The organism is Bradyrhizobium australiense, from assembly GCF_013114825.1.
In the GTDB taxonomy this organism is placed as follows: domain Bacteria; phylum Pseudomonadota; class Alphaproteobacteria; order Rhizobiales; family Xanthobacteraceae; genus Bradyrhizobium; species Bradyrhizobium australiense.
In genome coordinates, this window is sequence record NZ_JAAVLX010000004.1 from 485,057 (window position 1) to 504,050 (window position 18,994).

At 61.4% G+C, this 18,994-nt stretch carries 21 protein-coding genes and 1 pseudogene; 10 read left to right on the forward strand and 12 right to left on the reverse strand.

Features of this window, described 5'->3' with window-relative positions; all coding sequences use genetic code 11:
- Positions 1-309 precede the first annotated feature (309 nt).
- The 3 genes from HCN58_RS14445 to HCN58_RS14455 all read left to right on the forward strand — a co-directional run bounded on the left by HCN58_RS14445 (position 310) and on the right by HCN58_RS14455 (position 1,789).
- On the forward strand, positions 310-1,005 hold the full coding sequence (locus HCN58_RS14445) for a VOC family protein (protein ID WP_171580024.1): 696 nt from the start codon (positions 310-312) through the stop codon (positions 1,003-1,005).
- Entirely contained in the window at positions 1,002-1,295 is a 294-nt protein-coding gene (locus tag HCN58_RS14450) for a hypothetical protein (protein WP_171580025.1), read from the forward strand. The genes HCN58_RS14445 and HCN58_RS14450 overlap by 4 nt, the downstream gene beginning before the upstream one ends.
- Before the next feature lie 68 nt (positions 1,296-1,363).
- Positions 1,364-1,789, forward strand: coding sequence for a cupin domain-containing protein (locus tag HCN58_RS14455; RefSeq protein WP_171580384.1), 426 nt, complete (start codon positions 1,364-1,366; stop codon positions 1,787-1,789).
- Positions 1,790-1,904: 115 nt separating this feature from the next.
- On the opposite strand, the gene HCN58_RS14460 is transcribed toward HCN58_RS14455, so the two are convergent.
- From HCN58_RS14460 to HCN58_RS14470, 3 genes are all read right to left on the reverse strand, one after another.
- Positions 1,905-2,801, reverse strand: coding sequence for an alpha/beta fold hydrolase (locus HCN58_RS14460; RefSeq protein WP_171580026.1), 897 nt, complete (start codon positions 2,799-2,801; stop codon positions 1,905-1,907).
- A gap of 7 nt (positions 2,802-2,808) precedes the next feature.
- Positions 2,809-3,267 (reverse strand): RidA family protein, encoded by a 459-nt coding sequence (locus tag HCN58_RS14465; RefSeq protein ID WP_171580027.1) that lies wholly within the window; start codon positions 3,265-3,267, stop codon positions 2,809-2,811.
- 212 nt (positions 3,268-3,479) lie between these two features.
- A complete protein-coding gene (locus HCN58_RS14470; protein ID WP_171580028.1) occupies positions 3,480-4,691 on the reverse strand; it encodes an MFS transporter in 1,212 nt (403 codons plus the stop codon).
- Between the two features lie 229 nt (positions 4,692-4,920).
- Here HCN58_RS14470 and HCN58_RS14475 point away from each other — a divergent pair, with 229 nt between their 5' ends.
- Positions 4,921-5,418, forward strand: coding sequence for a peptide deformylase (locus HCN58_RS14475; protein WP_171580029.1), 498 nt, complete (start codon positions 4,921-4,923; stop codon positions 5,416-5,418).
- 155 nt (positions 5,419-5,573) lie between these two features.
- Here HCN58_RS14475 and HCN58_RS14480 read toward each other — a convergent pair whose 3' ends face one another.
- Positions 5,574-6,047, reverse strand: coding sequence for a VOC family protein (locus tag HCN58_RS14480; protein ID WP_171580030.1), 474 nt, complete (start codon positions 6,045-6,047; stop codon positions 5,574-5,576).
- A 203-nt stretch (positions 6,048-6,250) separates the two neighbouring features.
- Here HCN58_RS14480 and HCN58_RS14485 point away from each other — a divergent pair, with 203 nt between their 5' ends.
- Positions 6,251-6,580 (forward strand): hypothetical protein, encoded by a 330-nt coding sequence (locus HCN58_RS14485; RefSeq protein ID WP_171580031.1) that lies wholly within the window; start codon positions 6,251-6,253, stop codon positions 6,578-6,580.
- Positions 6,581-7,335: 755 nt separating this feature from the next.
- Entirely contained in the window at positions 7,336-7,815 is a 480-nt protein-coding gene (locus HCN58_RS14490) for a VOC family protein (protein ID WP_171580032.1), read from the forward strand.
- An 8-nt stretch (positions 7,816-7,823) separates the two neighbouring features.
- On the opposite strand, the gene HCN58_RS14495 is transcribed toward HCN58_RS14490, so the two are convergent.
- Positions 7,824-9,074, reverse strand: coding sequence for a serine hydrolase domain-containing protein (locus tag HCN58_RS14495; protein WP_171580033.1), 1,251 nt, complete (start codon positions 9,072-9,074; stop codon positions 7,824-7,826).
- Positions 9,075-9,425: 351 nt separating this feature from the next.
- Entirely contained in the window at positions 9,426-10,013 is a 588-nt protein-coding gene (locus tag HCN58_RS14500; protein WP_171580034.1) for a hypothetical protein, read from the reverse strand.
- Between the two features lie 147 nt (positions 10,014-10,160).
- Here HCN58_RS14500 and HCN58_RS14505 point away from each other — a divergent pair, with 147 nt between their 5' ends.
- Positions 10,161-10,466, forward strand: a complete 306-nt coding sequence (locus tag HCN58_RS14505) for a hypothetical protein (protein WP_171580035.1) — start codon at positions 10,161-10,163, stop codon at positions 10,464-10,466.
- A gap of 839 nt (positions 10,467-11,305) precedes the next feature.
- Here HCN58_RS14505 and HCN58_RS14510 read toward each other — a convergent pair.
- Together HCN58_RS14510 and guaA are read right to left on the reverse strand one after the other, a co-directional pair.
- A pseudogene (locus tag HCN58_RS14510) lies at positions 11,306-12,204 on the reverse strand (HNH endonuclease).
- A gap of 86 nt (positions 12,205-12,290) precedes the next feature.
- A complete protein-coding gene (guaA, locus tag HCN58_RS14515; protein WP_171580036.1) occupies positions 12,291-13,886 on the reverse strand; it encodes a glutamine-hydrolyzing GMP synthase in 1,596 nt (531 codons plus the stop codon).
- A 259-nt stretch (positions 13,887-14,145) separates the two neighbouring features.
- Here guaA and HCN58_RS14520 point away from each other — a divergent pair, with 259 nt between their 5' ends.
- Positions 14,146-14,478: a DHCW motif cupin fold protein gene (locus tag HCN58_RS14520; RefSeq protein ID WP_171580037.1), complete on the forward strand. Its 333-nt coding sequence runs from the start codon at positions 14,146-14,148 to the stop codon at positions 14,476-14,478.
- Positions 14,479-14,528: 50 nt separating this feature from the next.
- Here the strand turns inward: HCN58_RS14520 and HCN58_RS14525 are convergent, their stop codons facing one another.
- Together HCN58_RS14525 and HCN58_RS14530 are read right to left on the reverse strand one after the other, a co-directional pair.
- Positions 14,529-15,827, reverse strand: coding sequence for an RsmB/NOP family class I SAM-dependent RNA methyltransferase (locus tag HCN58_RS14525; protein ID WP_171580038.1), 1,299 nt, complete (start codon positions 15,825-15,827; stop codon positions 14,529-14,531).
- A gap of 11 nt (positions 15,828-15,838) precedes the next feature.
- The gene (locus HCN58_RS14530) at positions 15,839-16,261 is read right to left on the reverse strand and encodes an MAPEG family protein (protein WP_171580039.1); all 423 of its coding nucleotides are present in this window, start codon (positions 16,259-16,261) and stop codon (positions 15,839-15,841) included.
- 174 nt (positions 16,262-16,435) lie between these two features.
- Between HCN58_RS14530 and HCN58_RS14535 the strand changes: the two genes are divergently transcribed.
- Both HCN58_RS14535 and HCN58_RS14540 read left to right on the forward strand, forming a co-directional pair.
- Entirely contained in the window at positions 16,436-17,122 is a 687-nt protein-coding gene (locus tag HCN58_RS14535) for an acriflavin resistance protein (RefSeq protein WP_235983613.1), read from the forward strand.
- Positions 17,123-17,241: 119 nt separating this feature from the next.
- Positions 17,242-18,210 (forward strand): dienelactone hydrolase family protein, encoded by a 969-nt coding sequence (locus HCN58_RS14540; protein WP_171580040.1) that lies wholly within the window; start codon positions 17,242-17,244, stop codon positions 18,208-18,210.
- A gap of 53 nt (positions 18,211-18,263) precedes the next feature.
- On the opposite strand, the gene HCN58_RS37875 is transcribed toward HCN58_RS14540, so the two are convergent.
- Positions 18,264-18,569, reverse strand: a complete 306-nt coding sequence (locus tag HCN58_RS37875) for a DUF5625 family protein (RefSeq protein ID WP_512698832.1) — start codon at positions 18,567-18,569, stop codon at positions 18,264-18,266.
- Entirely contained in the window at positions 18,460-18,789 is a 330-nt protein-coding gene (locus HCN58_RS14545; protein WP_171580041.1) for a hypothetical protein, read from the reverse strand. The genes HCN58_RS37875 and HCN58_RS14545 overlap by 110 nt, the downstream gene beginning before the upstream one ends.
- Between the last annotated feature and the right edge of the window lie 205 nt (positions 18,790-18,994).

Here is an 18,994-nt window from a genome sequence, read left to right on the forward strand (position 1 = left end):
CGAACATGTGAAGCTTCGCATCCCTACATATCGTATCCGATTTAATCGGAAGGATCGACACTGCCGGCTAAGCCGCATATACGTCGTATCCGATTAGATCGTACACGATGTATATAGAGAATAGAACGATGGCCGCCATAGCCACCCCGCCCCAAGATTTCACCGGCATTCACTCGCGCGGCGGAAGAGTGTCTGCCGAACAGCGGGTATTCGCGCGGAGGTCGAAGCAATCTACCTCTCCACCCGTCAAAGACGAGAAACACGGTGCGCGGGAGACATCCCTGCCACCACAACATCAAGGAGAGAGCCATGTCAGACCTCAAGGAACCCACCAGCACCACGTCCACTGAAACCAAGACCGCGCTTGGGGTCGACCTGAAGCTCGAAGTCATCGTCATCCCAGTCTCCGACGTCGAACGTGCCAAGCAGTTTTATGCCAAGCTCGGCTGGCGGCTCGACGCCGACTTTGCCGGCCCCGACGATTACCGCGTGATCCAGTTCACCCCGCCCGGCTCCAAGGCCTCGGTCATCTTCGGCAAGAACGTCACCCCTGCTGCGCCCGGCTCCGCGCAGGGTCTTTATTTGGTCGTCTCGGATATCGAGGCTGCCCGCAACGAGTTGCTCGGCCGCGGCGTGCAGATCAGTGAAGCTTTTCATGCCGGCGGCAACGTGCATGTCGGTTCGGATGAGCCCTATCTGTTCGGGCGTCTCCGGCTGAGCGGCCCGGATCCGGAACGCGGCAGCTATCGCTCCTATGCCTCGTTCAGCGATCCCGACGGCAATGGCTGGCTGCTGCAGGAAGTCACCGCGCGATTGCCCGGCCGCGTCGACGCTGACGCCACCACCTTCAGCTCGTCGGCTGATCTCGCTAGTGCGCTGCGCCGTGCGGCTGCCGCGCATGGCGAGTACGAGAAGCGCAACGGCGGTCAGCATGATGCGGACTGGCCGGACTGGTACGCCGAATACATCGTCCGCGAACAGGCCGGCCAGCAGCAGGCGGCATGAGCAGGCGAAGTGATCATCGGCGGCAGCGGATCGCGAGCCCGCTGCCGGTGACCGACACCTGCCCGACCAGGGAGATTCACCATGCGTACCCCATCAGCTTCCGAAGTCATCCCGGACCGGCGCCAACTCTTGAGCACCGCGGCGATGGGGGTAGCCGCGGCGGCGGTCGCTGGTCTTTTTTTCTTGCTTATCCGGCCATGGCGGTCACGCGTGATTTGCAGCGTGAAGCGCCACAACTCTTTTCAGAAGAGGTTCGTGCAGGCTTCCGCGCCTTGCGCAAATCGATCTGAAGCTTTCGGCACCGGCTACGCGGAACTTCGATGAAATTCTCAAAATCAAGGAGATCAACATGACCATCATGAAGCAGATGCAAATCATGGCGACGGTGGCGATCGTCGCCGGAGCCGTTCTGGCGCCGTTTGACGCGCAGGCGCAGCAGAGCGGAGATACCCGAACCGACCTGCAGCGGCACGATCTCAGCGCGCCCGGACGCGAGGCCATTCAGGTCCGCGTCGATCTCGCCCCCGGCGTGGCGTTCGGCAAGCACACGCATCCCGGCGAAGAGATCATCTATGTCCTCGAGGGCCAGCTCGAGTACCAGGTCGGGGACAAACCGCCGCTCACACTCAAAGCCGGCGACGTTCTCTTCATTCCAGCCGGCACACCCCATTCGGCCAGGAATCCTGGCAGCGTCACCGGCAGCGAGCTCGCCACCTACATCGTCGAAAAAGGCAAACCACTGGTCTCGTTCGTGAAGCAGCACGCCGATAAGACTGCACATTGAGGCAGGGATGGGCCGGGGTTGCCGGACGCGCAGCCTCGCCCTGCTCCGAGCCAATCGTCTGCGAAGCGGCCTGCGCACCACATGGTAGAACATCCGGTTGTGCCTTGACCGCAGCTCATCCGTCTGCCTCACCAAGAAAGAAGGACAGCGCCTTGGCCGTCTCGGACGGTCTTTCTTCCGGAAAGAAGTGGCCGCCGTCGACCGGCCGCCCGTGTACGTTCTCACACCAGCTCCGCCAGATTGCGAGTGGTCCTCCCTCGGCTTCGTACCACGCCGACAGCGGTCCCGCCTCGCTCCATAGCGCAAGCGTCGGACAGACAATTTTCCGCCCGGCCTCTCGATCCTGCCGGTCGTGATCGCGATCGATTGCGGCGGCGGCGCGGTACTCCTCGCAAATGGCGTGTGCGCGCGCCGCGTCCTGCAACATGTCGGCATATTCCCGCTGCACCTCCTCTGCGATGGCCCGCCCGGAACCCCAGTTAGCAGCAGCGTCCGCGACAATGGCATCGCCGCAACGGGTGAGGATCGTCTCCGGAAGCGGCAACGGCTGCGCCAGCAGTGACCATGGCCAGAACGCCAGCGCGAGCCGGTCATCGGCGCGATCCCACGCCTCGGAGACCGGGATGACGTCGAGCACGGCCAGCGCATCGACTTGATCGGGCGCGTCGAGCGCCATGCGCTGCGCAACCCGGCCTCCCCTGTCATGACCCGCGACCGAAAAGTGCGGGAAGCCGAACCGGTCCATCAGCGCCAGCATGTCCGCCGCGAGCGCGCGCTTCGAATAAGGTGCATGGTCCGGCGTGCTTTCTGGACAGCCGCTTCGCCCATAGCCGCGCAGGTCGGCACAGACGACCGTATATGTCTCGGCCAGACGCGGAGCGACGTCGCGCCACATCAGATGCGTCTCGGGAAAGCCGTGCAGCAGAAGAACCGGCGGCCCGGACCCCGCCCGGCGCGCGAAAATCTGCGTCGCACCCGTGTCGATCTCGACGGATTGAAAACCCTCGAACATCGCACGCTCAGTCCGGCAGCGCGGCGATGGCCACGATCTCGACGACGAGATCGGGATGCGCCAGCGCCGCGACTCCGATCACCTCCGACGGCGGCGGGTTGTTATAACTGCAATGTTTCGGACAATGCTCGGCGAAGAATTCATCCATGACGTCGAGGCGGAAATTCGGGGAGCTGAGGACGCCGCCGTTCGGAAACGGTCCTTTGACGTACTGGGTGATCTTGACGAGGTGATCGAGCGAGTTGCCGAGCTCTTCCAGATCCGCTTTGATATTGGTGAGAATGGAGCGCCACTGCATTGCGGCGTCACCGGCCGCGCCACCCTTGACGTTGTTGGGATCATAATTTTGGGTCCTGGCCGTGTTGCCGGCCAGAAAGAAATAGCCCTTTGCGCCGGTGACGACCGTGCCTTTTCCCCATGGCATCAATTTGCCGCTCTTCATCTTCTTGTGGGTGACGAGCTCCATCTGTTCCTCCCGAGAGATCGGCCCCCTGGTCCGGTCATAAAACCCGCGAATACGACAATGGTTCGGGTCTGGGCGTGAAGGCATGGCTTCGCATTTTCTCGGCGGAAGCGCGCCCGAGTTTGCGTCATTTGTCACCCTCATATCGGAGAGGGCACAGGGAAGACAGGGCGCGCGATAGCTCGCGCTTCGCGCGCCCTGGAATGACGGCGAGATCATGCCGGCATCGGCGCGGGCCGCGCCACCATCATCGGCCGGAACGTCATCATGATCAGGAACGCGCCGAGTCCCATGATCCACGAGCCAACATAGAGCCAGGCGTAGTTCGCAAAGGTGTCGTAGATCAAACCTCCGGCGAGCGGACCGGTCGCCATGCCGAGGCTGCCGGCCATGGCGGTGCCGCCGATTACGGTGCCCATCATGCGCAGCGGAAAGTTTTCGCGTACGAGGACGGCATAGAGCGGCATCGTACCTGCATAGAGAAAGCCGAACAGCGCGGCGACGGCATAGAACGCGGCGAGTTCGCGCACGAAGACGTAGCCGAGCGCGCCGAACGCCTGCGCCAGCAAGCCGAAGACCAGCACGCGCTTGGCGCCAAAACGATCGCCGAGCAGGCCGAAGGCGATACGGCCGCCCATCCCCGCGAAGCCCTCGACGCTGTAGATGGTGACCGCGGCAATCATCGGAATGCCGCAACTGATGGCGTAGCTCACGGTATGGATGATCGGGCCCGAATGCGTGGCGCAACAGAAGAAATTCGTCAGCAACAGGATGATGAATTGCGGGGAGCGCAGCGCCTGCGCGAGTGACATCTCCGGTTCCGCCGGCGCGTTCGTTGCAGCGGCAGTGCCACTCTCGAGCGCCGGCGCGCGGCGCACTAGGAGCGAAACCGGGATCATGATCGCGGCGACGACGAGCGCCACGATCTGCATTGAAGTCCGCCAGTCATGGTTCGAGACCAGCCAGGCGGCCAGCGGCGACATCGTCATCGGCGCCATCCCCATGCCGGCTGAAACCAGCGACACCGCCAGGCTGCGATGGGTATCGAACCAGCCGGTAACACAGGCCATCATCGGCGCGAAGATCGCGGCGCAAGCGCCGCCGACCATCAGCCCGAAGACAAACTGAAAGACGACCAACGAGGTCGCGAGGCTCGCAAGCCCCAGGCTGGCCGCGAGCACGGCCGAGCCGGTCAGCACCACCGGCAGCGGCCCCAGCCGGTCGGACAAGGTGCCCCAGATCATGCTGGTGAAGGCCATCGCGAGAAAGCCGATCGTCATCGCGCTGGATACGCCGGTCACCGACCAACCGGTATCCCGCGCGATCGGCTGCAAAAACACCGGCAGCGAAAACATGCCCCCGATCGCGACACAGCCAAGCAAGCCGCCGGCGGCGACGATTACCCAGCGGTAGTGAGAATTGGTCATTCCTGGTCTCCCTACAGTTCCCTTTGTCTGGAAGACGAATGGGACGGGCCGGAACCGACAGGTTCGGGGACACACCTGATCATTTTTTCGGTGCGGTCCATGAATCAGTTGTTAGGTTGCTCAGCGCAATTGCGAGGCCACGTGGGCTTACTCGATCGGCGGAATAGGCTACGGTTTCCAACTTGCGTCTTCCGATCACCGGCAACTGTTTTGCAGAATTCACCAGATCGTGACCATCCGCCCGATCGTCCGCTATCCCGACCCTCGGCTTGTGCTCCCGGCGCAGCCGGTGACCGTATTTGACTACGCGCTGCGCGCTCTCGCCGCCGATCTGCTCGAGACGATACATGCCGCACCCGGTATCGGGATCACCGCCCCGCATATCGGCGTCTCCCTGCGGGTCGTGGTGCTCGATCTGGACCCCGTCGAGGGCGCGCGAACCTATGTCAATCCGGAGATCATCTGGGCATCGCCTGAGATGATCCTGCATCGGGAAGGCAGCGTCTCGATGCCGGGGGTCAACGACGAGGTGAGCCGCCACGCGCGCGTCCGGATCAGCTATCAAGACGTCGACGGCAACCTGCAGACCGAGGAATCGGAGGGGCTGCGCGCCGTCTGCCACCAGCATGAGATCGACCAGTTGAACGGCGTGTTCTGGATCAAGCGGCTGTCCCGCCTCAAGCGCGAGCGGCTGATCAAGCGGTTTGAAAAGATGTCGCGGAATTAGACCGTGGGCGAGTTAGTTCTACTGCGTCACAAGTTCCTCATGGCTAGGAACGCGAAGCGCGCCTCGAACCATGAGGCCCGTCTGTGGCCTACATCCTTCGAGACGCCCGCTCTGCGGGCTCCTCAGGATGAGGGTTTTGAGCAGCTAACCCGCCATCATCCCGTCGCCGCTCGTTCGATCTCGGCTATGTCGATCTTCTTCATCGTCATCATTTTGTCCATCGCGCGCCTGGCGGCATCACGATCGGATCCGTTGATAATCTCGAGCAACCGCTTGGGCGTGATCTGCCAGGAAAAGCCCCAACGGTCCTTGCACCATCCGCAAGGCCCTTCCTCGCCTCCATTGGCGATGATGGCATTCCAATAGCGGTCGGTATCCTCCTGGCTATCGGTCTGGACCATGAAGCTCACCGCCTCGTTCGGCGTGTAGTTGGGTCCGCCGTTCAGCCCCACGAAGCGCCGGCCGAGCACGGTGAACTCGACCGTCAGTTCCTCGCCCTGCCCCACGGCCGGCTTAGGGGATGCATGGCCTGCAACGACACGGCTGTCAGGAAAGGTCGCGGCGTAAAACTTCGCCGCCTCACGCGCTCTGCCCTGATCGAACCACAGGCATGTTACAAGCTCTGCCATCGCAATCTCCTTTCAAAAACGCGCGCCGCCGACTGGCTTTCCAGGGTAGCGCCCGGGCGTCCACGCCATCGCCCCCCGGGCGAAGCGAGCGTCCCTCCATTAAGATTACGCTTTAACCAATAGTTAATTATGTCTTTGCTGGCACGAAACGCACGGCATAGCGTTAGGAACGCTGGTCAGTAACCTAGGATTGGGTGAGTGCCATGACCTATAGAACGACGTTTATCGCGTCTCTCAGTGCAGTCGCGCTTGTCCTTGCCGCTAGCGCGGCATCTGCCGATCCGGGCGTCGCGCCGGCGCGTCCGGCTTTCCCGGCATTCCCCAAATCGGGGCATCATCACCATCACCGGGGAGTAAGCGGTTTCTGGCCGGCCGGCGGCGTCGTCTACGGTCTGCCGAGTGATGTCGACCGACCGCTCGTCGTGGAGACTCCGCCACTCAAAACATCGGACGATATCCGCTTCACGTGCGTGTACGATATTCCCTGGGATTACGTCCATCGATGCCCGCAGTTTAATACGCCTCGGCAGTAGTTTTGTGAACGCGTAGGCGCAATAGCGCAGTTATTTAACGACGGCGACATTCGACCTGGCGGGAGGCCTGTTCCGCCTTTGACTGATCTACGTTTCAAACAGCATGAGGGTATGGCTCCGCGTTCTCGCGGCGAGAAGCGCCCGAGCTTTTGCGTCATCTAAAGACCCTCTGCATCATCAGAGGGCGCAGGGAAGACCGGGTGCTTGCTGCACCCGAGGTCTCGTGTGCAATTGCGCACTAAGAACGCGCACACGAGCATACAGGTACAGCGGGGGCATCCCGGCCTTCCCTGCGCAGTGGCTTTACGGCTTACTTCGTGCTCTTCCCGGAGAACGGCTCTTTTGCCTCCGTCATCGGCGGGACACTTCCCGCCAACTTAGCGCCAGCACCGCGGCGCCCGAACCACACGACTTCGCCGTACGCTTACCTCGCGCATCGTCTAGCGCGCATTCAGCGTCCACCGCATCTCACCGCACGTTCGTGACGATGGCCAACGCCCCTCATCCGCCGTGAGATGGGCGGAGTTATGCGGCTGATTTGGGTGAGAACGAAAGCGGAATATTTTTGCTTCCTGGGCTTGACACGATTTCTGAAAATCCGAATTGATTTGCCGTCATGACGATTTGTGACGCGGGCTTGAGCCACCGTTGAAAAAAGAGTTCAGCGATGTCGGAACGCGACTTGTTCGATCGTCCTTTGCCGGTACCGGCGCGGGCAAGCCTCGCGCCTGCGGAAAAATGTAAGGAGAACAACGATGAACAAGAACACGATCTGCCTGTGGTACAACTATGACGCCGAAGAGGCCGCGCTGTTTTACGCCAAAACCTTTCCCGACAGCAGCGTCGGCGCGGTGTGTAAAGCGCCTTCCAACTTTCCGGGCGGCAGGGCCGGCGACGTCCTGACCGTGCAGTTCACGGTGTGCGGCGTGCCATGCATCGGCCTCAACGGCGGCGACATCTTCAAGCACAGCGAAGCCTTTTCGTTCCAGATCGCCACCGACAACCAGGAAGAGACCGACCGCTACTGGAACGCGATCATCGGCAATGGCGGCACGGAAAGCGCCTGCGGCTGGTGCAAGGACAAATGGGGCCTGTCATGGCAGATCACGCCGCGCGTGCTGACCGACGCGATGGCCAAGGGCGGCGATGTCGCCAAGCGCGCGTTCGAAGCGATGATGCCGATGGGGAAGATCGACGTGGCGAAGATCGAGGCGGCAGTGCGCGGCGACCCGTAGGGCGGGCGTTAACCGCCCGCCATTAAGTCCTTCGCCAGCGCCATGTAGGCCGGCAGCGTCACGGGATCATTGGCGGCGTTGCCGGCGGCCGGGTGTGAGGCATAGCGCGCGATCACCATCTCGGCCTTCGGATCGATATAGATGCCTTGCCCGTGAACGCCACGCGCCATGAAGGCGCCGTGCGCATTGTGCGTCACCCACCACTGGTTCCGGTATGAGGCGCCTGATAATGTGGTGTAGCCGGCGGGCTTGAACTTCTCGGGATCGCCGCCGCGCGCGATGTCCTCGACCACTTGAGACGGCACGATCTGGCGGCCATTGAACCGGCCGTGATTGCGGATCGTCTCGCCGAAGCGGGCCAGATCGCGCAGTGTCGTCGAAAGCCCGCCACCGCCGCTTTCGGTGCCTATGCGGTCGACGTGATAATGCGCGTCCTCCTCCGCGCCGATCGGAATCCAGATCCGCTCAGATAGCAGATCGGACAGGCTCAATCCGCTCGCCCGCCGGCAAATCCAGGCCAGCACGTCTGAATTGACAGTCTTGTAGGCGAAGGCCTTGCCGTGCTCGCCCTGCTTCTTCTGCGCGCACAGGAAATCGAAAATATTGGTCGCACCCTCGTAGCCCGGCTCGATCGGAGCCATGCCGTTCGCCCGCCGCAGCCCAAACACGCCGGAATTCTTGTCGGCATAAACTTCCGTGTATTCGAGGCCCGTGGTCATATCCATCGCCTCGTGCACGCGCGCATCAGCGAATGCGCTGGTCTTCAACTCCGGCACATATTCCGTGATCGGCGCCTGCGGATCGATCTTGCCTTCCGCCACTAGGATGCCAGCGAGCGTGCCGGTGAACGATTTTGTCACCGACATCGCGATGTGCGGCTTGTGCGGCTTAAGCGCGCCGAAATAGCGCTCGTAGATCAATTTGCCCCGGTGCAGCACAGCGATGCCGTCGGCATAGGTCTCCTCGAGCATGCGCGCGAACGTCATCGGCCGGCCGTCCATGGTGACCGAACTGGATGCGCCGATATCATGCTCTTCCCGCGGCAACACGGACGCAGGCCCTGCGCCGCGCCAGACATTCACCGTCGGCACCAGCTGGCGGATATTGCTCCACGCCCAACGCAATTCGGGGAAACTGCGGAACGATCCGCTATGGAAAGTGATAGTTTTATCCGGCGGCGGGGGAAAGCCCTGCATCCATTCCAGCGTTTGCGGATCGGTCGGGGTGGCGGTCTGGCTGGAGGCGGTCGCGACGGACATGAAGTCTGCTCCGAGCGGCGATCCCGATGTCGTACCATGCGGTCACCCACCGCACATCCCGCCTTTGCGCCGGGGTAACCGTCACTGCAAGCAGTTGTGGAAGCAGCACGTAGAGTGAGTTCGCGATAGGAAACCGCCATTCAATCCGCCCGGAGACGTCGAATGCGGTGGATTACGCCTTCTAATCCACCCTACTCGCTGAAAATCAGAAGTGGTTTACAGCTATGCCAGTTTTGCCGCAGCTCGCCACGAGATCGCGCTTTCACGGGAGGCAAGTCAGCACGCAGCCCCATGCCCTTGAAGCGATTCGTCGGCCTGTGAACTCGGACTGTAGACAAAGAGCAAATTGCCCTAAAGCACAACGTCCTCGGGCGGCTTACGTGGACGCAGCTTGCGCCTCTTTGGCGTGGGGCGGCTAGTAGACCGATTCTCCGTAAACCTTCTTAGCTGCTCTTCTCTGATCCTTTCGAAACGGCGGAGACCATCGTGAAACTCGCTTTCGCCCGCTCTTTGCTGCGTGTTCTGTCCGATGAGGCCGGACGCGACAATTTGTAGAACGCCCTTATACATCGTGTGCTCCGCCATCATCTTGTCGAACGTTCCATCTTTCCACCAGCGATCGATGTGGGCTTGATCGAGCGTGCCGGCGCGACCGCGATCTAAACAATCCTGCATCTCGTCGGTCAGTTGGAGCGCGTTGGCGATTACGTCGTTCGGCCAATAGCCATGAAGATCACGGAATTTGATCGCACTATCGATCACTGCCTTCATCTGGATCAGTAATTCGTGGGGCTTGCCGGCACCGCGGACAATCCTAACCATATTGGCAGCGACTTCTCGGAGAGCGCCGGAGAGCTCGTGTTTCGCCCAATCGCGCTCCCGTTCGCGGTCTCTCTCTTCCTTGTCCGGCCCTCCTCCGTCGATGACCTTGAAGCTCATGGGTCCCATCCTTCCGGTATCCCAGGATATTCGGCGACCCTGTAGCGGGAAACAAGCCCCGTTCCCTGTTAGTACGAGCAGTTGACGCTTGCCCTCGCCTTCCGGTTGCGGTTAAGGTCGTCCTGGGATTGAACAGGAAAGACACTCATGGCGATGACCGTTCACGACGCGAAAATCGCGATCGGGATGTTGGCGCGCGGAGACAACCAGCATGACGCCGCGGCTTGGTTTGGGGAAAACCAGGCGCGCATCGTAGAGGCATCTCAAGGAAAATTTGGCACAACAGAAGCGGCACCGGCCGCCGAACTACCGCCTAAAGGGCCGCCGGGCATCAAGGGACGCCGGCTTTATGCGTTTGTTGAAAAGGCGATCAAGGCGCTCGAGGATGGCGATGCTGCATCCGCTCTTCAGAGGCTGAGCGATGGCGTTGATCGCTACAATCGATCAGAATAATCGCTATCGCGCTCCAGCGCCTTACGGCATGGCGGTATCCAGAATAGCTCTGGATTTTGCGTCTTAATCTCCTTCGACCAAACCAGCCAAGCGTATCCCGTGGCCGTCGTCGCGGTTCGGTCAACTCGACCCTTGATCATGGGCACCCTTTCCGTGAACTGCGCAAATCGGCATGGCCGGTGCTGAAGAAAGAGATTGCGGTAGCGACCGACACTCTCGATGAAGACCGTCCGAGCGAGAATGGCGACGCCCCTTCGTGCCACGATTAGGGACCGTAGGACGAATTCCTCCGCAAGTCGAAACGGTGGATTTGTTATGACCCAGTCCACTGCGTTGGCTTCGTAGGGGACGGCCAAGTAATCCCTGACTGACCCAAATCCATAGGGGTAGATGTCTGACGTCAACACCTGACCAAAACTTTCAGCCAGCGGCCGAGCCATGTAGCCGGCTCCGCATGCAGGCTCCAAAACGGACTGGAGATCAAAGGGGCCGAAGTCTTTGAGAACGTGAGCAACGAGTGCGCGTGTTGCCCAAGGCGGGGTCGGAAAATCGTCCCGGCTATCCGGCGCCTCGGTACGCTGCGCCATGACGGCGTGAGATCGATTCTGTGCCATCACAAGATCATACGCGATTTCGACCAGAAGGGAATCCCGAAGCGGCTAACGGAGGTGTCACCCTGTAGCCACTCGATCGCGCTGCCCGCCGATCACTAGCCGGATATGTTTGGCTGTCGGATATCGAGCCGCATTTCGTTAGCAAAATAGTAATCCGCCGCTAGGCTAGTTCATCCCGATGAGATAATGCAGTGGATTACGCCTACGGCTAATCGCCCTACGAGGCTATTGCTTGAAACAATGCTCGCGGTGCCATTTTAGGAAATGCGGATGCGGACGGTCAGACATTCGACGAGGCGCAAGCGCACGACCGGATTTGTTGATGATTGATCCTATTCCCTGTGGATCGTTCGTCTGTCGAGAGATTAATATCTCCAAGTCATCGGCCAAGCTAATAAGGCCACGATCAAACATCCAATGCGCGGTGCCCGAAAGAGCGATCCCGTTGCTGACAATATCTGGCCCGCTCGCTTCCACCGGCCGGATATGTGCGGCCGCGACTTCCGCCCGACCCCTTCCATTGATGAGCTTTAGCCCCGTGATAGCGCAGCGCTCGTCATAGGCGCGCAGCACAACGCGACGGAAGATTCGGTCGCGCAGGATCCTCGATACCGTGACGCTAATGCGGTCGCGCTGTTGCTCAAACCTGAAGGGGGCCTGCTCCTCATCAAAGCCCGGCGACAGCATTTCGTTGTCGAGTCGAGGCAACAAAGGCGCCCTTTCCTCGAATCCGAGTTCGACTATTCTTTTGAAATCTTCGGGAGAGATTGGACGGACCGCTGCTTGAGCGCGTCCGGAAATCCGTCCCTGTGCATTGAGAACGCCTTGCTCTATGGGTCCCGTCGCTCCGTTGAAAGCGATCGGATGGGCAAAATCGAGATAGCTTCCCGGCTCAATTAACGCGAGATACATCCCGGGAACGCCGGGATCAGGAATAACTTGCCGAACTTTTGCAATTGCAAGTAGCCGCGCGTCTCCGCGACCTTGCGCGGTTCATAATAGATTATCCAGTCACCGACGCAGGCCTCCACACGACGCAGATACTGACTGGGAAATTGATATTGCTCAGCCGGACTGTCGTCGTAGATCGAGTCTGAGCGATGAATGAATACCCCAAATCCCATTGCATTCTCGGCACGGCATTTCAGCCTCTAGCCAATTCTCCAAACTCAAACATTAGGACCGCTGTTGGCCGCGGGTACTTGGCCCCCTACTCCCACTCAATCGTCCCCGGCGGCTTGCTTGTCACGTCGTACACCACCCTATTCACGCCCTTCACCTCGTTGATGATCCGCGTCGCGGTGGCGCCGAGGAAGCTCATGTCGAAGGGATAGAAGTCGGCGGTCATGCCATCGGTGGAGGTCACCGCGCGCAGGCCCACGACGTATTCATACGTGCGGCCGTCGCCCATCACGCCGACCGTCTTTACCGGCAGCAGCACGGCAAAAGCCTGCCAGATCTTGTCGTAGAGGCCGGCTTTGCGGATCTGGTCGATATAGACCGCGTCGGCGTTGCGGAGGATGTCGAGCTTTTCCTTGGTGATGTCGCCAGGGCAGCGGATGGCGAGGCCGGGGCCCGGGAACGGGTGACGGCCGACGAAGATTTCGGGCAGGCCGAGTTCGCGCCCCAACACGCGGACCTCGTCCTTGAACAGTTCGCGCAACGGCTCGACCAGCTTCATGTTCATGCGCGCCGGCAAGCCGCCGACATTGTGGTGCGACTTGATGGTCACTGACGGGCCGCCGGTGAAGGAGACGCTCTCGATCACGTCGGGATAGAGCGTGCCCTGAGCCAGGAAATCGGCGCCGCCGAGCTTCTTCGCCTCCGCATCGAACACGTCGATGAACAGGCGGCCAATGGTCTTGCGCTTCACCTCGGGGTCAGTGACCCCTGCGAGCTCGCCGAGGAATTGCTTCGACGCGTCAACGTGCACCAAGGGGATGTTGTAGTGATGCCGGAACAGGTCGACGACGGTCTTCGCCTCGTCAAGCCGCAGCATTCCGTGGTCGACGAACACGCAGGTGAGCTGGTCGCCGATCGCTTCGTGGATCAGCACCGCCGCGACGGCGGAATCGACGCCGCCGGAGAGCCCGCAGATCACCCTTCCCTTACCCACCTGAGTGCGGATCTTTTCGATCGCTTCCTCGCGGAAGGCGCGCATGGTCCAATCGCCGGTCAGCCCAGCCACCTTGCGGACGAAGTTGCGGATCAGCTTGGCGCCGTCGGGCGTATGCACCACTTCGGGGTGAAACATCAGCCCGTAATATTTGCGCTTCTCGTCCTGGATCACGGCGAACGGCGCGTTCGGCGAGACGCCGGCGACCGTAAAACCCGGCGGCATTTTGGTGATGCGGTCGCCGTGGCTCATCCAGACCGGATGGCGCTCGCCCATCGACCAGGTGTCGTCGAACAATTTGCTCGCCGTCTTGACCTCGACATCGGCGCGACCGAACTCGCGGTGGTGGCCGCCCTCGACCTCGCCGCCGAGCTGGGCGGCGAGCGTCATCTGGCCGTAGCAGATGCCGAGCACGGGGACACCGGAATCGAAGATCGCTTGCGGCGCGCGCGGCGAGCCTTCCTCGTGCACCGACTCCGGGCCGCCGGAGAGGATCACCGCTTTCGGTTTCATCTCCTTGAAGGCGGCTTCGGCCTTCTGGAACGGCACGATTTCGGAATAGACGCCCTCCTCGCGCACCCGGCGGGCGATCAGTTGCGTCACCTGACTGCCGAAGTCGACAATCAGAATCTTGTCATGCGCCGAGGCCACCGAGGGCGTCGACTCGCGGGCTTTCTGTGCTGCTGTCATGGACAGGAATTACGCGACGGGGCGCGGCCTCGCAACCGCGGCAAGCGGCTGACTCACATTCTTTCTAAGGCATGGACAGATCGATGTTAGGTAAGTATTATTGACCTAACTGATGCCTGTCTTGGGTCGTTTTCGGGGCGCGCAAAGCGCGAACCCGGAACCTGGAAATTCTCAGGTGCGCAATTGCGCACCATAGTTCGATGCTTCGCATCGCCCCCGGACTGACGGGGCCCTTTATGAATAGCCGCAGGTGTCTCCCATGAAAATCCCCACCCTGCCCTTCACAATCACCGACTGGAGCCAGAAGCCCGTGACGACGCATCCCGGCGAAACGGGCGAAGCCGTCTGGCGCACGCTCGACATTGGCGATTTGCGCGTGCGGATGGTCGAGTATTCGCCGGGGTATCTCGCCGATCACTGGTGCGACCGCGGCCACGTGCTCTATGTTCTGGAAGGCGAACTGGACACCGAATTACGCGACGGGCGGACGTTCAAGCTCAAGCCAGGCATGAGCTACCAGGTGTCGGATTTCGGTGACGCCGCGCATCGATCCTCGACCAAGACGGGCGCGAAGTTGTTCATTGTGGATTGAACCCGCCGTCATTCCGGGTTCGCTTCGCGCCCCGGAATGACGAGCCCTCCTCACGCCTTCTTCAGCACCGAGACGAAGAATCCGTCCGTCCCCGTCCTTCGTGGAGTCATCAGCCAGCCTTCCGGCGATGGCAGTGCGGCTTTTTCAAAATCCTCTGCTCTATCCCACAGCACGCTTGCCGTCTCGTTCAGTGGCTGAATCGAAAACTCGGGATGACGTGCCACGAAGGCGCGGATCTGGTCGCCGTTTTCGCTGGGGAGCACCGAGCATGTCACGTAGGCGATGCGGCCGCCGGGCTTGACCAGGCGGCTTGCGCGATCAAGCACTTCGGCCTGGTCCTTCAAGCGAACTTCCAGCGCGCCGGGGCGCATGCGCCATTTGGCGTCGGGGTTGCGGCGCCAGGTGCCGGTGCCGGTGCAGGGCGCGTCGATCAGGACGAGATCGGCCGACGCCCTGATCTCGGCCAATGGATCAGCGTCGCCCTTCGGCGCGCGAATTTCGGCGTTGTGGACGCCGGCCCGCGACAGCCGCTCGTAGATCGGGGCGAGCTGGCGCTTGTCGCGGTCGGTCGCGATCAATCGCCCCTTGCCTTGCATCATCGCCGCCAGCGCCAGTGTCTTGCCGCCGGCGCCGGCACAGAGGTCGATCACCTGCTCGCCGGGCTTTGCAGCGGTGAACATGGCGGCCAGTTGCGAGCCCTCGTCCTGCACCTCGATCGCGCCCTTGATGAAATCCTCTTCCGCGTGAATGCCGGGATTGCGGGCTTCGGCGCCGAGTTCGATGCGGAGGCCAATCGGCGACCAGGGCGTCGGCGTAGCTCCGAGATGGATGAGCGAGGCAAGCACTTTTTCGCGCTTGGCCTTCAGCGTGTTGACGCGCAGATCGAGCGGCGCGCGGCTCGCCATCGCGGTCGCCTCTGCGACGCGGCCCTCGCCGAACACCGCGGCCAGATGCGGATCCAGCCATTCCGGATAGTCGCCGGCGATGTGCGGCGGCGCGTCGTCGAGGGTGCGGGAGGTGAGCGCTGATCGTTCGGCTTCGGTCAGCGGTTCCGGCGCAAAACGCCCGCCGTCGCAGAGCGCCGATATCGCTTCCAGATCGAGCTTGCGCGCGAGCTTCATCATGCCGAGCACGCGCGCCCGCGGCGTGTCGGCGTTCATCAGCCAGGCGCTCGACGCCCGCCGCCGCAGCACGTCCCAGATCAGGCCCGAAATCGCCGCGCGGTCGCCCGAGCCGGCATAGCGATGCGCGGTGCCCCACTCCTTCAGCGCCTTTGCCGCGGGAACGCGCTGCACGTCGATGGTGTCGATCAGTTCGATGGCGGCGGAAAGGCGGGCAGCGGGGGTCATCAAAAAGCTTTCTAGATCAGAAGCAGAAGCTTCAGCGCGAAGTAGATCCACATCGCAAGCAGCACCAGCGCGCCGGCAAACCACGCCAAGCTGCGCTGCTGGATGTTGTTCGAGGTGACGAAAATGCCAGCGTGGGCGAAGCGCGTTACCACGAACACCCAGGACATCAGCACGATGAAGAGATCGGCGCGGCGCAGCGGCAGCGCCAGTGCGATCAGCAAGTAGAACAGCAGGGGTACTTCGAACTGGTTGGAGAAGCAATTGCCGATCTGGGCCACGCGGGGTGGATATTTCGGCTGTCCCAGCGCGATATCCCTCAGGCTGGTTTCGCGGGCCTTCACCGCCTTGGTGCGGGCCGTCACCATCCATAGCAGCAGGAAGAAAGTGAGCCCGATCAAGACGAAGACCGGCAGCAAAACCATTTGAACCGACATGAGCATCTCCCCCGAAACCTGTGTGAGGCCTAAAGCAATAACGAGACGCCCCTCACCTGACAAATCCACCTAACCTGGCTCGCTTGAACCACAAGGAGAGCCCAGACGACCAACTACCGAGAATTCCGATGGTTCTGGTCTCGAACCGGCCTTAAAGCAATCCGCGAGCAGGCGATGAACATCACCTCCCCGATCCTGACCGGCGCCGGCCGCGCCGCCGAACTGCCCGGCGATTCCATGACCTCCCTGCTACGCGCCCTCGGACTTAGCGACAGCCCCGATGGCGGACTTGGCATCGTCATGTCGGCATTGGCCGGCATCGCCGCGGCGCTGGCGGTGGCGATCATGCTCTCCGTTTATTTCCGCAGCGGTTATCGCCGCCGCCACGATCTGATCAAGCACGGGCTTGCCGCTTCCGCGGTGCTGGTCCTGCTCGCTTTCGCGATCTCGGACATCAGGCACGCGGCGCAGGCCTATCTCGGGCTCAATCCGGCAAAGCCCGCGGTGGAATTTGAAATCCGCCTGCCGAAGGCGACGTTGACGACCGCCGCGGATATCCAGATCGAGCTGCTGACGGACCGGAACCAGAAACTGGCGAAGATCGAGGGCGCGCTGGCCTCCGCGCCCGATGGCCGCAGCATCTTGCGCGGGACCGTGACGCTCGATTACCGCACCACCGAGCGCATGATGGTGCTGCCCGGGTGGGCCCAAAGCACGTTCCGGCTGCGGCTGCCGGCGAGCCCATTGCGCTCCGATCAGTTCGGGCCGTGGCATCTGGCCGACGGCATCGTGCCGGTCAATGGCGGCACGGTGACGACCGAAATCCACGACACCTTCGCGATCCGCTACCGCGTGCTCTGACGCCCATTGAAATAAAAGATGGCAAGACCGTCGGGCACATTTGCTTTGACGGAAGCAACCAGCGCTTTACTGTATCCTGGATGGCTGCCGAAAGAGAGCGGCCGCGGGAGGAGTGCAACTTGCGATTTCGCGATCAGGACATTGTCTTCACCAACGGCGCCACAGGGCAGAATATCGACATTCTCACCGCCAATCCGCTCAACTACTTCCACGTTATCAGCAATGCCGCAGAGCTGCCGAGACAGGTGATCGACGGCAAGCTGTTCCTGCCGGCCTCGGATCATCGCAAACGCAACGGAAAGCTCCCGCTGGTGATGGTAGTGCCGGGCAGCCTCGGGGTTGCGCCCTCGCACCTGGCGCATGCCGAAACTGTCGTCGGCGACGGCTTTGCGGCGTTTGTCCTCGACAGCTTCGGCGCGCGCGGCGTGACCTCGACGGTCGCCAACCAGACCCAGTTTTCCTTTGCCGCCAGCGCCTATGACGTGCTGGCGGCCTTGCAGGTGCTCTCAGTCCATCCGCAGATCGACGCTTCCCGAATCGGCGCGCAGGGTCACAGCCGCGGCGGGTCGGCCGTGCTGACGGCTGCGACGCGCCGCTTTGCCGATGCGGTGGTCGGCGCCGGCGCCGGTTTTCGCAGCGTGCTCGCCGCCTATCCCTGGAGCGGTCACCAGTTCCTCGATCCATCCGTCGATGAAACCGAAATCCGCGTCATCATGGGCGATGCCGATGAATGGTGCTCGCCGATGCAGGTGCAGGGTCATTGCCAGGCCATCCGTCTTTCCGGCGGCAAGGCGACGATGCGGCTGATCGGCGGCGCGCAGCACAGCTTTGACCGCGACACCGCGATCGAAAACGTTGCTGACGCGTCCGTCTCCCCCGCCGCGCCGACAGCCTATATCGCCAATGATGGCGCCTTCATCCATCCGCTTCACGGCGTCGCGGAGAGCAAGCTCACCGATCGCGACCTGATGATCTATGGGCTGAAGGCCGGCTATGGCCGCAAGGGCGCGAAGATTGGAAGCCGCGACGGAGATGCCGAATTGTTTCGGGCGGACATGCTTGCGTTCTGGCGACGGACGTTGGGGTGAGAATGTTTACGCCAGTCCAATGTCCTAGCTTTTCATCCTCCAATGAATGGCAATCATTTGAAGAGGTAGCAGAGCTCCAGTGCGGTTCGAAACGGGGCAAGCTGAGACATGTCGAAGGGCGTGACGCTGATCTCGTAAGTGCCTTCACTTAGTTCGATCGTATCAAGCCGCCGCCCCAGATAGGCACCCGCGGTGGCTATGCGGCGTTCGGTCCGCACAGTTCGATCATGAATGGTTCTATTTTCGGCGTCACGCACGATGATCCGAGCGACGGTTCGGCTTACCAGGTCGCCGCGCCACATTGCCCGGCTGCCCGATTGGCCCTCCAATGAAATCATCAACTCCAACCCGTTGCTCATCGTTGTCAAAAGACACCAGCAGGTTCAGATAGTAGATGTTGTGCTGGATGATACGGGTGCGAAACGTAACCGGGGTCCCCTGGACCAACTCTACCGGAACGACCTGTACCGGAATGTCGCTATAGACGAGCTTCAGGAACTGCGCGTACGGCGAAACACCGTACAGCCAACGAGCTGCGACCGTCAGAACCAGCAGAACGGCCGCCAGTGCGACCAGCATCTGCGTTCGCGAGCGGCCATGATCGTCCTGCGATCATGTTGGAGATCAGGCAAAGATTTGAAGAATTGCTTTTGTTATCGTGCGGCCATCGCAATTTGTCGTCCGCTCAACAAGGGAATGAGTGCCTACTTTGCACTCTAGGAAGTTGCAATCGCATTTTCTATAATCGATATGTTTTCCGACAATTTTAGACAAAATCTCTTGT

Excerpts from the sequence above, each read along its gene's own strand:
- HCN58_RS14445 (WP_171580024.1), top strand. The coding sequence starts at position 310 with ATGTCAGACCTCAAGGAACCCACCAGCACCACGTCCACTGAAACCAAG.
- HCN58_RS14450 (WP_171580025.1), top strand. The coding sequence starts at position 1,002 with ATGAGCAGGCGAAGTGATCATCGGCGGCAGCGGATCGCGAGCCCGCTG.
- HCN58_RS14455 (WP_171580384.1), top strand. The coding sequence starts at position 1,364 with ATGAAGCAGATGCAAATCATGGCGACGGTGGCGATCGTCGCCGGAGCC.
- HCN58_RS14460 (WP_171580026.1), bottom strand. The coding sequence starts at position 2,801 with ATGTTCGAGGGTTTTCAATCCGTCGAGATCGACACGGGTGCGACGCAG.
- HCN58_RS14465 (WP_171580027.1), bottom strand. The coding sequence starts at position 3,267 with ATGGAGCTCGTCACCCACAAGAAGATGAAGAGCGGCAAATTGATGCCA.
- HCN58_RS14470 (WP_171580028.1), bottom strand. The coding sequence starts at position 4,691 with ATGACCAATTCTCACTACCGCTGGGTAATCGTCGCCGCCGGCGGCTTG.
- HCN58_RS14480 (WP_171580030.1), bottom strand. The coding sequence starts at position 6,047 with ATGGCAGAGCTTGTAACATGCCTGTGGTTCGATCAGGGCAGAGCGCGT.
- HCN58_RS14485 (WP_171580031.1), top strand. The coding sequence starts at position 6,251 with ATGACCTATAGAACGACGTTTATCGCGTCTCTCAGTGCAGTCGCGCTT.
- HCN58_RS14490 (WP_171580032.1), top strand. The coding sequence starts at position 7,336 with ATGAACAAGAACACGATCTGCCTGTGGTACAACTATGACGCCGAAGAG.
- HCN58_RS14495 (WP_171580033.1), bottom strand. The coding sequence starts at position 9,074 with ATGTCCGTCGCGACCGCCTCCAGCCAGACCGCCACCCCGACCGATCCG.
- HCN58_RS14500 (WP_171580034.1), bottom strand. The coding sequence starts at position 10,013 with ATGAGCTTCAAGGTCATCGACGGAGGAGGGCCGGACAAGGAAGAGAGA.
- HCN58_RS14505 (WP_171580035.1), top strand. The coding sequence starts at position 10,161 with ATGGCGATGACCGTTCACGACGCGAAAATCGCGATCGGGATGTTGGCG.
- guaA (WP_171580036.1), bottom strand. The coding sequence starts at position 13,886 with ATGACAGCAGCACAGAAAGCCCGCGAGTCGACGCCCTCGGTGGCCTCG.
- HCN58_RS14520 (WP_171580037.1), top strand. The coding sequence starts at position 14,146 with ATGAAAATCCCCACCCTGCCCTTCACAATCACCGACTGGAGCCAGAAG.
- HCN58_RS14525 (WP_171580038.1), bottom strand. The coding sequence starts at position 15,827 with ATGACCCCCGCTGCCCGCCTTTCCGCCGCCATCGAACTGATCGACACC.
- HCN58_RS14530 (WP_171580039.1), bottom strand. The coding sequence starts at position 16,261 with ATGTCGGTTCAAATGGTTTTGCTGCCGGTCTTCGTCTTGATCGGGCTC.
- HCN58_RS14535 (WP_235983613.1), top strand. The coding sequence starts at position 16,436 with ATGAACATCACCTCCCCGATCCTGACCGGCGCCGGCCGCGCCGCCGAA.
- HCN58_RS37875 (WP_512698832.1), bottom strand. The coding sequence starts at position 18,569 with ATGAGCAACGGGTTGGAGTTGATGATTTCATTGGAGGGCCAATCGGGC.
- HCN58_RS14545 (WP_171580041.1), bottom strand. The coding sequence starts at position 18,789 with ATGCTGGTCGCACTGGCGGCCGTTCTGCTGGTTCTGACGGTCGCAGCT.